The organism is Vibrio rumoiensis (assembly GCF_002218045.2).
Lineage (GTDB): Bacteria > Pseudomonadota > Gammaproteobacteria > Enterobacterales > Vibrionaceae > Vibrio > Vibrio rumoiensis.
In genome coordinates this window covers 1,096,588-1,110,869 of sequence record NZ_AP018685.1, presented here as the reverse complement: position 1 = coordinate 1,110,869, position 14,282 = coordinate 1,096,588, and the positions used below count along the sequence as shown (strand labels likewise).

Here is a 14,282-nt window from a genome sequence, read left to right as displayed (position 1 = left end):
GTTAATCAATCAATGACAGTGCGTGGTCGAGAACCTTATCGCCTTTTTGCATGCCGTAATCCATCATGTTGATTGGCTCAACTTTGATGCCGTAAGCGTCCGCTTTCTTTTGCAGATCCGCTTGCATGTATTTGATTTGAGGACCCAGTAAAACACACTGGAAGTTAGGTGCTTTTTGGTCGAACTCTGAAGCGCCAAAAGCTTGGATATCAACGTCTAGGTTGCGTTTTGCCGCTTCTTCGATCATTTTTTTCATTAGCATGCTCGTTGACATTCCAGCTGAGCAGCAAAGCATAATTTTTTTCATGGCAGTGTTTCCTATTTGAGTAATGTATTTTTTATAAGTCGTGTTTTGTTGGGAATAAATTATCATACGGAAACAATATGGAAACCGGTTTCCGTTAATTGGAAACTTAATTGTGAATTTGATCACCGGATTAAATAAGAAAGTCTGGCAAAATGAGATCTGGATAAACTTTTCAGTAGGGAAGAAATGAACCATCAAACGAATCAAATGCTAATAAAACGTGTTGAACGTCACATTTCCCCTGTGGCCAACTGGCTAGCGAGCAGTAAACATCTGATTGCAATTCGTGATGGCTTTCAAATTGCGATGCCATTTATTGTGGTAGGGAGTTTATTTGTCCCTTTCATTTTCCCACCATTCAATCCTGTCAATTACCCGAAAATAAACGCATTCTTGCTCGAACATCGACACTTTTTTTCGACTATGTTTGAACACACGATCGGACTGATTGCTTTATTTATTGCCTTTGGTGCGAGTGCCAGTTTAGCCAAACAGTACCAAATTCCAGAAAGGCTCTCGGGCTTAACCGGTTGTGTCGCTTTTTTATTATTAACAGGGGCTGTTGAACAATCGTCATCTGAAACATTTTTAGGGGGTAATGGTTTATTCACCGCCTTAATTTCAAGTATGTATAGTATTGAAGTGATCCGCTTCTTTTATAAAAAAAGCTGGTTTTTGGATTTACCTGAGGAAGTACCATTAATTACACGTAATGGCTTTAAGCTTATTTTACCCTTGTTGTTTATTATGCTTTCTCTCGTCATAATTAATTTAACTTTAAAACAATATACTGGCTTATATTTCCCACAATTAGTCACCGAAGTCTTCAAACCTTTAGTCATCGCCAGTGATACTTTAACCGCGGTTTTAATATCGCTTTTACTGTGCCAAATCCTTTGGTTTATGGGCATTCATGGTTCACTCATTGTGACCGGTATAATGACCCCCTTTTGGCTCAGCGGCTTAATTTCAAATCAAGCGGCACTTGCCATGGGTGAACCTGCTCCTCATATTTATTTGCAAGGTTTTTGGGATTACTACTTACTGATTGGTGGCGTTGGTTCAACGCTGCCCTTAGTCCTAATGGCAATGAAAAGTCGCTCAAAGCAACTCAATTCCGTTGGTAAAATTGGCTTTATACCCGCTTTATTTAACATTAATGAACCCATTTTATTTGGATTCCCCATTATCATGAATCCACTTTTCTTTTTACCTTTCGTGTTCGTGCCAATCATCAATTCTGTCATTGCTTGGCACTTAACCCAACTAGGTGTGCTAGATCCATTTATCTCCATGCTTCCTTGGTCTATGCCGGCACCTATTGGGGCTTATTTATCTGCCAATGGCAGCTTCAATAATTTATTAATGGTTTTATTTGCGATGTTTAATTCATGGATGTTGTATCGCCCTTTTTTCAAAGTTCATGAAAAGCAGATGATTCGCCAAGAAACCCAATCTATTTCATAGCAAGTTTCACCAACAAAATGTGAGTATTCACCGATATATGAGTATTGCCACGATCAATACAACCATTTTCAATCAAAAATCCGTTTGTCTTTTGGGTTGATTTGTTAATTTGTTTCTAACCAAACAATAACAAATTTGGTTTACTTGACAGTAGTAATGCTCCGACTCTCTACCACTGCTTTCTCAGCTCACTTTGTGAGAGTCTTGTTGAGTAAACCTTTTCTATCCATTGCTCATGGAATAAGGTTGTATTATGAGTGAACAACATTATTTAGCGTTAGATATCGGTGGTAGCGCCGTCAAATACGGCATAATGACCCCAAACGGCAACATCATATCAAAAGGCAGTTACCCTAGCCCAACAACTAACATCGAAGATTTTTGGCAACAATTTGAGCAACAATTATTACCAATCGCGCGTCAGTATCAAGTGTCAGGCCTTGCTATTAGTGCCCCGGGCTCTGTTGATTGTGAATCGAGTATTATTTATGGCCATAGCGCTCTGCGTTATTTACACGGGCCTAATTATCGCCAAGAATTTCAAGACCGCTATCAACTTCATTGTGAAATTGAAAATGATGCCAACTGCGCCGCTTTAGCAGAATTATGGCATTCAAAACTTGATGATGACTTTTGCTTATTGGTGATCGGAACGGGCGTTGGTGGCTCGACCGTTATTAACGGCAAAGTCCATCACGGCAAACATCTGCATGGCGCAGAATTTGGCTATATGTTTGTTGGGGTAGACGATGAAGGAAAACCGGTCAATATCAGTGGTTGTGCGGCAACCCGCTCATTAATACAAAACACCGCGAAGTTATTGGGTCTACCCGAAGACCAATTGAATGGTAAAAAGGTATTCGAACTGGCCGAAATGGGCGACGAACGAATACAAGCCATTATTGACAAGTGGTATCAAATGCTCGCTTATGCGGTTTATAATGTGCAATATTGCGTTGATCCCAACCGTATCATTATTGGTGGTGCCATCAGTAGTCGTCCTGATTTATTAGAACGTATAGAAGAAAAGCTCGATCAAATATTTTCTGAAAATCCTTACTCTAGCGTTCGACCACAATTGAGTGTGTGTGAAGCGGGTAATGATGCTAATTTAATTGGGGCTTTATACCACTACTTACAACGTCAAGAGTTAAAGAGTTAAAGAGTTAAAGAGTTAAAGAGTTAAAGAGTTAAAGAGTTAAAATAACTCCATTTCATAAAAAAGCCACGATAGTTAATTTATTATCGTGGCTTTCTTGTATCCATATAATGTCATTTTTTATTGGTCAGTAATACGCTCTAATTTAATCGTCAAATTACCAACAGGAGCATGCGTTGTTTTTAGCCAAGGTTTAGCCGGTTGATCAACCCCAACCGATTTATTGTAAGCTTGCTCTGCATCATATAACTGAGTTTGCTTACCATAGTCATCTTGATGGCTATATACCGCGACATAACGAATGACTTTCGACATATCGCTCACCGGTGCTACGAGATCAAATTGGTCATATTTGGTCAAGTATGTCGCTTTTACCTCATCTCCTACCGGTTTAAATTGACCATCAAGAAATTGTAAATACGGCACAACTACGGTTTCTCTGGCTTCACTGGTAATATGAATCCCTTGATCAAATTCTAACTGTGGTAAAGCAAACACTTTGACAAAGGTTTTTCCTGAATCAAGCTGCATCACTGCATCTTTCTGAGACAAGCTAAAAGGCAGGGTTTTATTCGATGCTAAATAAGTGGCCTCAATGTCTGAAAAAGAATCCGTCGTGATGGCGACAGACTGAAGATCGGCGACTTGTTTCACTTCTTCCGCTGTCGTAGCCACTTTATCTGAACCAAATAAATTTGGGTTGAATATATTGCCATCTTTATCCGCACAGCCAGCTAGCGCTAATAATACGCTTAATGTGAGTATTTTTTTCATCTATGTTCCTTTCGATAAATAATTATTCTTATAAAATATGTCTTTCTTATTAAAGCTTAGATTGCGATGTTTTAAACTAACTTGCAACTTAACCTTATTATTAATCCATAAAACAATTCCCACCACGTGAAACATTTCATAATAATGAAATATTTCACAAGCAACCATTCGAGCTACACATAACTATTCAAAAAATAACGTGATAAAACTCACGAATAACCACTTGATTCATGAAACTGTCAGATATTATCCAAAACTTTCATGAGACTAAAAGACGAGTATTTGAATTTAAATTCGTGATAAGCAATGCATTTTTTACGAAGCCGCTTTATTTTACTGTGATCTTAATAACACTACCCGGCCTAAAGACCAATTTCATAACCATACCCAATAATAAGTTGGTGTGATTCTATTCAATAATTTCAAACCTTTCACTTCATATACTTTGCTCAGCATTTAGGTAAACACAAACAAAAATAACAAACACTTTTCATTAGTGTACATAAAGGGAAATTATATGAAATTATCAACACTAACATTGGCGCTTGCTGCTGCCACCACGCTATTACCACTTGCCGCACAGGCTGACGATGACTTCCTATTTACAGGTTATGCCCGTTACGGTGCGGGTTACTCTGCCGACGACGCGCTATACGACGGCGCGATGAAAAATGGGATTAACGTCATTAAGACTGCAAACAGCCAGTATCAAGCCACCGGTCGTTTAGGCAACGAAGGCAATGGTTTTGAGTTCAAGTTACAAAAAATGTTCCAACAAGATGATATGCAATGGGATGTTGCGGTCATGCTTGACGATGGTTATGACGGCAATCCAACGGGGATTTCTCAGGCTTATGCGGGCGGTAAAGGTATCTTTGCAACCCAACCCGATGCTTATATTTGGGCAGGTCAACGCTTTAACGGACGTGAACAAATTGGTGTGAACGATTATTTCTACCTAATGAATGATGGTACCGGTACCGGTGTTGATAACTTAGACCTTAGCTTTGCAAAATTAGACTTCTCTGTTGTAGCAGGTGATAAAGGCCGCAATGGTCGTTATGCAGTTGTCACCAAACTACACGACATCAATCTTACTGATTCTCAAAGCTTACGTTTCCACTTTAACTACGGGTTTGGCAATGGTTCATCAACCGATGCGGATACTGGAATCACCAGCAAAGTCGATGATAACAACGCATACCAAGTTGCTGCGATTCACCGCATCAGCTGGTCAAATGGTTGGAACGAAACCGCGGTTCGCTACAGTGATGGTGTGCGCAATGGCATCTTATGGGGTAACCCAGCTGACGAGGGCGGTTCACTAGGTGTCTTCGCTTACGGTGCGATTGATTTCACTGAAAACGTATTAATGGAATACGCATTAAGCTTTGAAGACAATGATTTATCCACTAACGCTCACGGTGACGAAATGTGGAGTCAGGCGGTTATTCGCCCTGGATATCGCTGGAATGACCGCATGAGTACTTGGTTAGAATTAGGTTATGACCAAGTAGACTTTGATGATTCAGATAAAGGTACTAACTCATCTTGGAAAGCAACCCTTTCACAAAACATCGGCTTAGGTAGCTTTATGTACTCTCGCCCGATGCTTCGCTTCTACGCGACTTATGGTCAACTAGATACTGATTACGCAACAGGTTCAGGTGCTGAACAAGGTACTTCTGATGCGCTAACGGTAGGGGCAATGTTTGAAGCATGGTGGTAAGCAATAATCCATGTTAAGCCTTGCATGTGGGGATGATTCACCATGATTCCCCACTGTATTAATCCTTTATATATGAATTTTTTCATACCTTTCTGAGTAACAGGCCAGTTTGTTCAGAAAGGCTTTTTTTGATGACGGTTATTGTTTCGTTATGACCGTCATGAAACAAAGCTGAAATATTTCATGAAACGTGGTGTTTTTGTTTCATTTTTCAATCTTTAGAAATTTAGTTTCTCAAAAACAACAAATAGGAAAGTAACCACTCGTCTTTATCGCTATTTACCACCTAATATCCATACAAATGGAAACCGCTTTCACTAAGTGGAAACTTAAAATAAGAATAAAGACTAAAGGATGTAGCATGGCAACGATCAAACAAGTTTCTGAACTTTCTGGTGTATCTCAAGCAACCGTTTCGCGCGTGATCAACGGAAGCAGCCGAGTCAGCCATGACAAGAAACTTCGCGTTGAGAAAGCCATTCAGGAATTAGATTATCGTCCACAATCCATTTCTCATTCCGCTGCACTCAATCGCTCCGGTTGTATCGGATTAGTGATACCAGAACTGGCAGGTCCTTACTATGGCAACATAATGAGTACCATCGAAGAAACATTACGCCCACTAGGCTATCAACTATTGGTGACCGCTGGCGGTCAAAGCGAACAAAGTGAACAAACCGCGGTCGAGTTTTTATTCAGCCGACGAGTTGACGCTTTGCTGTTGTATACCTCTTATTTGTCTGATGATTATCTCATTGAAATATCCAAACAAAAATTACCAATGGTGGTATTAAGTCGCTTTATTCCTGAGCTTCATAACAGTTGTATTGAAATGGATGATGAACTGGGCGGCAAGTCAGCGACCAAGCACCTAATCGAATTAGGCCACCGCCGAATCGCGTGTATTACTGGTCCGTTATCCAAACCGGATGCGCGTGCTCGTTTGCAGGGCTATCGCACCGTTTTAGAAGAGGCCAATATCGCTTACGACTCAAGGCTAGTGGTGGAGGCAGGATTTACCGAGTTAACGGGAGCAAAAGCGATGGAGAAACTGCTCAACCGTAAACTCGATTTTTCAGCGGTTTTTTGCTGTAACGATTTAATGGCCATTGGGGCAATCGAAACATTAAATGAGCTGGATTCTCCTCAAAAAGAGCCAATCTCAGTGATGGGTTTTGACAACATTATTTTCAGCCAATATGTCACGCCAGCCCTATCAACCATTCACTACCCTATTGAAAAAATGAGTGTCGAAGCAGTGCACCTGCTTTTACAAAAGATCAATAAGAAAAAACTCGATGTGCAATTTAAGTTCACGCCAACGCTCGTCGTTCGTGAATCTACTATGGCGCTTGCACCTCTATAAAAAAGCCATACATCCAATAACATTTTTAAGGACGAAATAATGATGAAATTGAAGTCTATTACGCTTGCTGCCATGGTCAGTGCTGCCGCTATCGGTTCAGTACAGGCTGAAGAAAAAATTCGCTTTGATGGTTTCCCTGATTTTGATAGTAGTTTGAAAGTGATCTTACCGGATTTTGAGAAGCAAACCGGTATTCATGTTGACTACTTGATGAACAACCACGAAGACCATCATAAAAAACTATTGACCAACTTAGCCACTAACTCTGGGGCCGGTGATGTTGTGGTGATCGACGTCGAAAAAGTAGGTGACTTTGTTTCATCAGGTGGGCTGGTCAATCTATCTGAAAAATACAATGCCGAGCAATACAAAAAAGATTTTGCCCCTTATGCATGGGCACAAGGACAAGACCCTAAAGGCGATGTCTATGGTATCCCGGTCGATCTCGGCCCTGGTGTGATGTATTACCGTCGTGATCTGTTAAAACAAACTGGTGACAACATTGATAATGTTATCTCTGATTGGGATTCTTACATTTCCTATGGTGAGGATCTTAAGAAACAAGGCACCTATCTAATTGCCTCAGCGGCCGATGTCGCTCAAACGATCATTTACACCACTGTCGGAGAGAATGAAGGCTTATATTTTGATAATCATGGTAAACCTTTGGTCACTAGCCCACGCTTTGTCAAAGCATTCACTGTCGCCAAAGAAATTCGTGATAAAGGGTTAGATGCTCGTATCACCTCATGGAGTAACGAGTGGTACGAAGGGTTCCGTAATGGCACCTTTGCCACACAGCTTTCTGGGGCTTGGTTACTAGGACATCTCCAAAACTGGATCGCACCGAAAACAGCAGGAAAATGGGGGGTATCTAAACTGCCTGATGGTATTTACGGTAGCTGGGGCGGCTCTTTCTTATCAATTCCAAAACAAAGTAAGCATCAAGACGCGGCTTGGGAATTGATCAAGTATATGACGACCAAGCGTGATATTCAGCTTAAACACTTCTCTACTATTGGTGCTTTCCCAGCCAATGTGACGACTTATGATGACCCAATGTTTTCAGAACCAGTCCCGTTCTTAGATGGGCAGAAAGCGCGTTTACTCTTTGCTGAGATCACCAAAAAAATTAAGCCAATTGTGCCATCAAAAGGTGACTCTATTGCACGTTCAATCATCTTAGAAAATGCATTGATGCAAGTTTTAGATGAAGGCAAAGACGTCAAGCAAGCCTTAGCTGATGCACAACGCATGATCGAGCGACGCACTCGCAATTTGTAAAAGTTATTTATCTTAGCTCACTCAGCCAACACTCAGGGTGCCTACCAGGGATTAATTCTGTGCTGTTGGCTACTTTATCTCTAACAAAGTTTAGATTGGTATGACTGAGTAAGATTGCTATCGACTTTCAACAAGAGTACCCATCACTATGTCTCAAATTAAACAAGTGAAAAATCCGCCTTTAGTGCCACCTTCCGCACCCATTTTCAATTGGCGGCAACTAACACCATATAGCTTTTTAATGCCTTTTTTGGTGTTATTTAGTGTGTTTGGTTTATTCCCATTGCTCTTTTCCGTTTATTTAAGTTTTCATGCTTGGAATCCGGTTGAAGGCCTTTCTGCGATGAAGTATGTCGGCACAGAAAATTACCACATTGCACTTACCGACCCTTGGTTATGGCGATCCTTAAAAAACACTGTCTGGTTAGCACTAACCTCTGGTGTAATGCAGCATTTAGTCGCTATTCCAGTCGCCTACATTTTAGTGTCATTTTCTGACCGTGTACGCCACTGGTTAACTTCCGCTTATTTTTTGCCTTACATCACTTCGACCGTGGCGGTATCACTGATTTTCTTTAACATGTATTCGCCAAATTCCGGCATTATCAATCAAGCCTTAATCTCTCTCGCTCATAACCCTTGGACAAGCTGGGCATTTTCTTGGGCTTTAGATTTTCAACCGATTCGTTGGTTAGAAAATTCCAGCTTAATTAAACCGTCCATCGCCTTTGTGGTGTTCTGGAAATACACCGGTTTTAATATTGTGCTTTACACCACCGGCTTAATGACGATTCCAAAAGATATCTTAGAAGCGGCTCGTATGGACGGCGCTAACGCTCTACGTCGTTTCTGGCACATTTCTTTGCCTATGATCCGCCCATTCATCTTCTTTGCTGTCACCTTAACCATTATCGGCAACTTGCAATTATTCGAGGAACCTTTCGTGTTAACGCGTGGTACGGGAGGCACTGGACAAGCAGGCTTAACCATCTCGATGTATTTATACAAAGTCGGTTGGGAATGGCTTGAAATGGGGACGGCTTCTGCTATTTCCTGGTTGTTATTTGCATTAATCGCAGCCATGACAGCATTGCAATTTTTCTTCTTTGGTAAGAAAGGTTTGGAGGCTAACTAACATGCAAGAGAACATTATGAATATGACAGAAACCAAGCCGAGTATCCGTTGGGGACAAATTGCCACTAAAGTTATTTTAGGCATCATTACTCTGATATTAATCGTTTCGGCCATCATGACGGTTTTCCCTTTCTTATGGTCAGCGCTTTTATCAACACGCGATAGAAGTGAAATTTTTGGTGTCAGTTTAAGTTTCGCGATTGGCGATAGCTTAGCTTATAACTATCAAAAACTGCTAGAAATCATGCCTTTCTGGCAAGCTATGTTTAACAGTATGCAAGTGGCCTTCTTAGGCACCACCATTTCCCTATTGTTTTGCAGTATGGGTGGCTATGCCTTTGCGGTGTATAAGTTTAAAGGCAAAAATTTACTTTTTGGGCTATTAGTCGGTTCGATGATGATCCCACCAGTACTGAGTATTATTCCTTATTACCTTACCGTGCAATTTTTGGGGCTATTGGATAATACTGTTGCGGTGTGGCTACCCTTCACCGCGACACCATTTGGGATCTTCTTAATGCGCCAACACATCGTGGCATCCGTTCCACGAGAGCTATTGGAAGCGGCCAAACTCGATGGTGCTGGTGAATTCCGCACTTATTGGAGCGTCGTATTACCACTGCTTAAACCAGCGTTAGCAACACTGGCCATCGTACAGTTTGTTTTCTTCTGGAATAACTTCTTAACGCCATTAGTGGTACTGAATTCAACGGAAAACTACGTAGTCACACTCGCGCTTCGTTCGGTTCAAAACCTGCCCAATACCCCTTGGGGCGCAGTAATGTTAGGCACTTTTATTTCGATTCTCCCTATTGCAACATTCTATCTGTTTGCATCTCGTCAAATGATCAGCGGCCTCACATCCGGCGCGGTCAAAGGATAAGTAATTATATTTCGATGAACCATTGTTCATCAGTAAGGATACCGATATGGCACAAGTTGAATTTAAAAACTTAAAAAAATCGTTTGGCGATGTTGAAGTCGTCAAGCAGTTCGATTTAAAAGTAGAAGATGGTGAATTCTTAGTTTTACTCGGGCCATCCGGCTGTGGTAAATCAACCATTTTACGTATGTTAGCGGGTTTAGAAGACATTACTTCTGGCGATGTGATCGTAGGTGACCGAGTGGTTAATAACGTGGATGCCAAAGAGCGTGATCTTGCGATGGTATTCCAAAGTTACGCGCTTTACCCACATATGACGGTGTATGAGAACATTGCTTTTGCTTTGAAATTAAAAGGCATGAAAAAGCCTGACATTGATGCGGAAGTACGTAAAGCCGCTAAGATGCTGGAGCTTGAACCATTGCTTGACCGTAAACCAAAAGAATTGTCTGGTGGTCAAAGACAACGAGTGGCAATGGGCCGCGCGATGGTTCGCACTCCCAAAGTCTTCTTGTTTGATGAACCACTATCGAACCTAGATGCTAAGCTACGTGGCACCATGCGTGATGAGATTAAAACCTTACACCGTACGCTTAAAACCACCACCATCTACGTGACTCATGACCAGATAGAAGCCATGACATTAGCCAACCGTGTGGTGATCTTAAAAGATGGTTATATCGAGCAAGTGGGTACCCCAGAGGAAGTGTTCCGTCACCCAGCTAACGAGTTTGTCGCGCAATTTATTGGTAACCCATCAATGAACATGTTGGATGGTAAGATTGAACTGCATGGAGATCAATACATCGTGGATTTAGGCAAAGAGACGCTTACCGTTCCTAGTCGCTTCCACGATAAGATCCGTAGTGGCCAAGCGGTGCGTGTTGGTATTCGACCTACCGATATTTATCTGCGCAGCAACCATATTGAACATGACCAAGTTCAATCATTCACCGTCAACATTAAAGATAAAGAGTTACTTGGCGCCAATATGCTCTTAAAAACCCAAGTTGGAGAGCAGCCTTTACTGGTTGAAGCGAGCATTGTGGATATTGATAACAGTGCCATTACTGATATCGTTTGGGATCTCAATGAGCTGCATCTCTTTGATAATGAAAGTGGCCAATCATTAGCTAGCTTCTAGCATTTTATTCTTTCGACCAAGTTAACCCTATATCGCTAATCATGTTTTGTGATATAGGGTTTAACTGCCTAGCTAATCGAAAACGGTGCGGTCGAATCGCGCACTTTTAACTCAACTGGTGGCACTCGATGCGCTTGGTTATTACCATTAATTAAATCAAGCAAAGTAAACACGGCGGCTTGCCCAATCCCTTCTAATGGTTGTTTTACCGTTGTGAGTGGTGGAATGAAGTAACTTGATAAGATGAGGTCATCAAAACCAACCACCGAAACCTGAGCCGGAACGCGGATGCCATGTTGATACAGAGCTTGCATTGCTCCGTAGGCACTTTGATCATTGGCGGCAAAAATAGCACTAAACGGCTGTTTCTCTTTAATTAAACGCGTCACCGCATCAAAAGAATCTTTCATTTCAAACTCACCACGACGGATCAGTCTTTCGTTAATCGGCAAACCAGCATCAGTCAATGCGCGCTTATAACCTTCTAGTCGTTGTTGAGCATCACTATGACTAACAATCCCTTGCAAATGAACAATGCGGCTATGCCCTTGCTGAATTAAGTGATTGGTCGCCATGTAAGCCCCAATACTATTATCAACTTTAATTGAGGTAACGTTTTTACCTTCCATCGATCGCCCAATCGCCACGATTGGTTTACTGGTGGCATAACGGTTGACTTGCTCATCACTGAGCGTGCCAGTCAAAGTCATAATGCCATCGACTTTTTGAGCAATCAGCTTATCCATCGCTTTGGTTTCAGCTTCATTATTCCAATAACCGGTTGCAATGAGTAGATTATAGCCACGGCTAGTGACGGCTTTTTCCATCCCATAAAGAATCTCACTGGAAAACGGGCTTTCGGCGCTTTGGATCAACACCCCAAGTGTCATACTGCGTGTGACACTTTTTGCCCCTTGGCGCGTACTTGGCTTGTAACCTAACGTTGAAATCGCATTCTCGATCAGTTGGCTTTTATCTGGCGCAACAAATGTGGTGCGATTAAGAAAGCGAGATACCGTACTTGGCGATACACCCGCCAGCTCCGCTACATCATATACCGTTGGCACGGATATTTTTTTACTCTTCACCCTAATTCCCTCTAGCAGCAAAAGACCTTATATGGCCTGAATTTATTTTTATTTTCGTTATTCTATGGGGTTAGATTACTTAGCTCAATCAACTAAATCAAAAACCAATGACTAAACAAAGATTTCACTTTTATACATGATATAATCGAGTAGGAGGGGGCCTCACGGCCTCCGTCCTCTCACACCACCGCACAAGCGTGGGTCGCATACGGCGGTTCCGAATACATTTTCAGTATGTCATATCCATCTAGTAACGAATATAACCCCATCTCAGTGAATCTGACATTTGACATGGCATGATTTACTTGAGGTGTACGTGATAACTTCCACCAACCTTTATCTGACATGGCGATTTTCCAAGCATTACGTTCACTCACTCCATTATTTTGAAGCCATGTCGCTATGCTGTATTTTCGCTTACGTTGTTTTAGGCGGTAGCACCGCAGTCGGCGTCTTATCCAACTGTCTAGGTTTGTCATTACTCTTTTCCTCAGTGCTAGTTTGAAGTAATGCTGCCAACCTCTGAGGTATTGAGTTAGCTCCTTGATTATACGAGATAACTCCCTTCCTCTGTTCCGCTTCGTTATTTGTCTAACTCGTCTTTTCATTCGAGTTAGGGCTTCTGGTGAAATTTGAATTTCACCATTGCTCTTGAAACGGTGGCTTAAATAGCGTCTATTTTCTATTCGGGTGGCTGCACTTTTCTCTCGGTTTACCTTGAGTTTTAACTTGCCTTCCAAGTAGGACGTTATTGAGGCTTTTACCCGCTCTGCTGCTGCCTGACTACCGACATAAATTTGGCAGTCGTCTGCATATCGACAAAACTTATGGCCTCTTCTTTCTAGCTCTTTATCAAGCTCATCTAATACAACGTTTGATAGTAGCGGAGACAAGGGACCACCTTGTGGTGTTCCCTTTTGCCTCTTCTCCATTAAACCATTTCGCATCAGGCCAGATTGTAGATATCTTCTAATTAGTTTTAATACCCGTTTATCCTCAATTTGTTTGGATAAACGATGCATGAGCCGATCGTGGTTCACAGTATCAAAGTACTTTTCTAAATCGATATCAACGACAAAGCTTTTCCCTTTTCGAATGTAATAGCTTCCTTGAACAAGTGCATCGTGTGCACTTCGGTTCGGGCGAAAGCCAAAACTATTTGAAGAAAATGTTGGCTCAAGGATCTCCGTTAGTTTAATCACGATGGCTTGTTGAACCATACGATCGATCACTGTCGGGATCCCAAGCTGTCGAAATCCTCCAGAGGATTTCGGTATCTCTACACCTAGTACGGGTTGTGGTTGGTAACTACCATCTATAATAGATTGTCGCAGTTGCTGACCATTTCCGTTTTGCTTGAGCAGATTAATGGTTGCTTCAATGTTGAGTTTATCGACACCCGCACAACCTTTATTGCTTTTGACTCGGCGTAGTGCTTCGTTCAGATTAGCTGGTTCGCAGATGCTCTCCAGCAATTGAGATGTGTTTACCAAGACTCGTCCTTCTTTCTACGCCAATTTCGCTTGTCACGCTTCGTCACCCTCAGTGCTACTGGCGGTATTACCGATTGGGACGGAGAGATGGTTTTCATCGTTGCTGTGACTCCACTGAATTTGAGTGTCCTGCGACTGCTTCTTGATGTATTCGGTTCAGGCCTTCTTTTAAGCTGTACTAACTTAAAATACTATGCCTTCGGCTGACTTCTTATCACCCTTCACGACGCCTCACGGCGACGTTAGTCTTCTTGAAGACAGGCGGTAAGATCTCCCGAGGTAAGACGTTGCTCTTTCCTTTGGTTATGCTTGATTTACTTGTACACACTTCCCGTCGAGGCATTGGGCTATTCTATCTGTTGCAAGGTTACCCAAGTTGCACAAGCCTACTATCAAGTTTCTGTTCGTCATAACCAAATTTTGCCATTTGCTTCCTTCAGATTTCACCTCACG

At 41.9% G+C, this 14,282-nt stretch carries 12 protein-coding genes; 8 read left to right on the top strand and 4 right to left on the bottom strand.

All coding sequences use genetic code 11. The annotated features are described in order from the left end of the window. Position 1 precedes the first annotated feature (1 nt). Positions 2 to 307, bottom strand: coding sequence for a PTS sugar transporter subunit IIB (locus VRUMOI_RS05120; protein ID WP_089138571.1), 306 nt, complete (start codon positions 305 to 307; stop codon positions 2 to 4). Between the two features lie 186 nt (positions 308 to 493). Here VRUMOI_RS05120 and VRUMOI_RS05115 point away from each other — a divergent pair, with 186 nt between their 5' ends. Continuing rightward, positions 494 to 1,774, top strand: a complete 1,281-nt coding sequence (locus tag VRUMOI_RS05115) for a PTS sugar transporter subunit IIC (protein WP_089138570.1) — start codon at positions 494 to 496, stop codon at positions 1,772 to 1,774. 253 nt (positions 1,775 to 2,027) lie between these two features. Continuing rightward, entirely contained in the window at positions 2,028 to 2,936 is a 909-nt protein-coding gene (locus VRUMOI_RS05110; protein ID WP_089138569.1) for an ROK family protein, read from the top strand. A 117-nt stretch (positions 2,937 to 3,053) separates the two neighbouring features. Here the strand turns inward: VRUMOI_RS05110 and VRUMOI_RS05105 are convergent, their stop codons facing one another. After that, the gene (locus VRUMOI_RS05105) at positions 3,054 to 3,707 is read right to left on the bottom strand and encodes a MalM family protein (RefSeq protein WP_089138568.1); all 654 of its coding nucleotides are present in this window, start codon (positions 3,705 to 3,707) and stop codon (positions 3,054 to 3,056) included. A gap of 517 nt (positions 3,708 to 4,224) precedes the next feature. Here VRUMOI_RS05105 and VRUMOI_RS05100 point away from each other — a divergent pair. The 6 genes from VRUMOI_RS05100 to VRUMOI_RS05075 all read left to right on the top strand — a co-directional run bounded on the left by VRUMOI_RS05100 (position 4,225) and on the right by VRUMOI_RS05075 (position 11,248). Continuing rightward, positions 4,225 to 5,436: a carbohydrate porin gene (locus tag VRUMOI_RS05100; protein WP_089138567.1), complete on the top strand. Its 1,212-nt coding sequence runs from the start codon at positions 4,225 to 4,227 to the stop codon at positions 5,434 to 5,436. A gap of 361 nt (positions 5,437 to 5,797) precedes the next feature. Then, positions 5,798 to 6,802, top strand: a complete 1,005-nt coding sequence (locus tag VRUMOI_RS05095) for a LacI family DNA-binding transcriptional regulator (protein WP_089138566.1) — start codon at positions 5,798 to 5,800, stop codon at positions 6,800 to 6,802. A 42-nt stretch (positions 6,803 to 6,844) separates the two neighbouring features. Next, entirely contained in the window at positions 6,845 to 8,086 is a 1,242-nt protein-coding gene (locus VRUMOI_RS05090) for an ABC transporter substrate-binding protein (RefSeq protein ID WP_089138755.1), read from the top strand. A gap of 148 nt (positions 8,087 to 8,234) precedes the next feature. Then, positions 8,235 to 9,221: a carbohydrate ABC transporter permease gene (locus VRUMOI_RS05085; RefSeq protein ID WP_089138565.1), complete on the top strand. Its 987-nt coding sequence runs from the start codon at positions 8,235 to 8,237 to the stop codon at positions 9,219 to 9,221. A 1-nt stretch (position 9,222) separates the two neighbouring features. Beyond that, positions 9,223 to 10,104, top strand: coding sequence for a carbohydrate ABC transporter permease (locus VRUMOI_RS05080; RefSeq protein WP_089138564.1), 882 nt, complete (start codon positions 9,223 to 9,225; stop codon positions 10,102 to 10,104). 46 nt (positions 10,105 to 10,150) lie between these two features. Next, positions 10,151 to 11,248 carry an ABC transporter ATP-binding protein gene (locus VRUMOI_RS05075; RefSeq protein WP_089138563.1) on the top strand — a complete coding sequence of 366 codons (1,098 nt, stop codon included), beginning with the start codon at positions 10,151 to 10,153 and terminating at the stop codon, positions 11,246 to 11,248. 68 nt (positions 11,249 to 11,316) lie between these two features. Here VRUMOI_RS05075 and VRUMOI_RS05070 read toward each other — a convergent pair whose 3' ends face one another. Together VRUMOI_RS05070 and ltrA are read right to left on the bottom strand one after the other, a co-directional pair. Next, positions 11,317 to 12,342 (bottom strand): LacI family DNA-binding transcriptional regulator, encoded by a 1,026-nt coding sequence (locus tag VRUMOI_RS05070; RefSeq protein WP_394608115.1) that lies wholly within the window; start codon positions 12,340 to 12,342, stop codon positions 11,317 to 11,319. A 173-nt stretch (positions 12,343 to 12,515) separates the two neighbouring features. Next, positions 12,516 to 13,808 carry a group II intron reverse transcriptase/maturase gene (gene ltrA / locus VRUMOI_RS05065; RefSeq protein WP_110410666.1) on the bottom strand — a complete coding sequence of 431 codons (1,293 nt, stop codon included), beginning with the start codon at positions 13,806 to 13,808 and terminating at the stop codon, positions 12,516 to 12,518. Between the last annotated feature and the right edge of the window lie 474 nt (positions 13,809 to 14,282).

Coding starts and splice junctions, on each gene's coding strand:
- VRUMOI_RS05075 (WP_089138563.1), top strand. CDS start 10,151: ATGGCACAAGTTGAATTTAAAAACTTAAAAAAATCGTTTGGCGATGTT.
- VRUMOI_RS05110 (WP_089138569.1), top strand. CDS start 2,028: ATGAGTGAACAACATTATTTAGCGTTAGATATCGGTGGTAGCGCCGTC.
- VRUMOI_RS05100 (WP_089138567.1), top strand. CDS start 4,225: ATGAAATTATCAACACTAACATTGGCGCTTGCTGCTGCCACCACGCTA.
- VRUMOI_RS05095 (WP_089138566.1), top strand. CDS start 5,798: ATGGCAACGATCAAACAAGTTTCTGAACTTTCTGGTGTATCTCAAGCA.
- VRUMOI_RS05105 (WP_089138568.1), bottom strand. CDS start 3,707: ATGAAAAAAATACTCACATTAAGCGTATTATTAGCGCTAGCTGGCTGT.
- VRUMOI_RS05115 (WP_089138570.1), top strand. CDS start 494: ATGAACCATCAAACGAATCAAATGCTAATAAAACGTGTTGAACGTCAC.
- VRUMOI_RS05120 (WP_089138571.1), bottom strand. CDS start 307: ATGAAAAAAATTATGCTTTGCTGCTCAGCTGGAATGTCAACGAGCATG.
- VRUMOI_RS05090 (WP_089138755.1), top strand. CDS start 6,845: ATGAAATTGAAGTCTATTACGCTTGCTGCCATGGTCAGTGCTGCCGCT.
- VRUMOI_RS05080 (WP_089138564.1), top strand. CDS start 9,223: ATGCAAGAGAACATTATGAATATGACAGAAACCAAGCCGAGTATCCGT.
- VRUMOI_RS05085 (WP_089138565.1), top strand. CDS start 8,235: ATGTCTCAAATTAAACAAGTGAAAAATCCGCCTTTAGTGCCACCTTCC.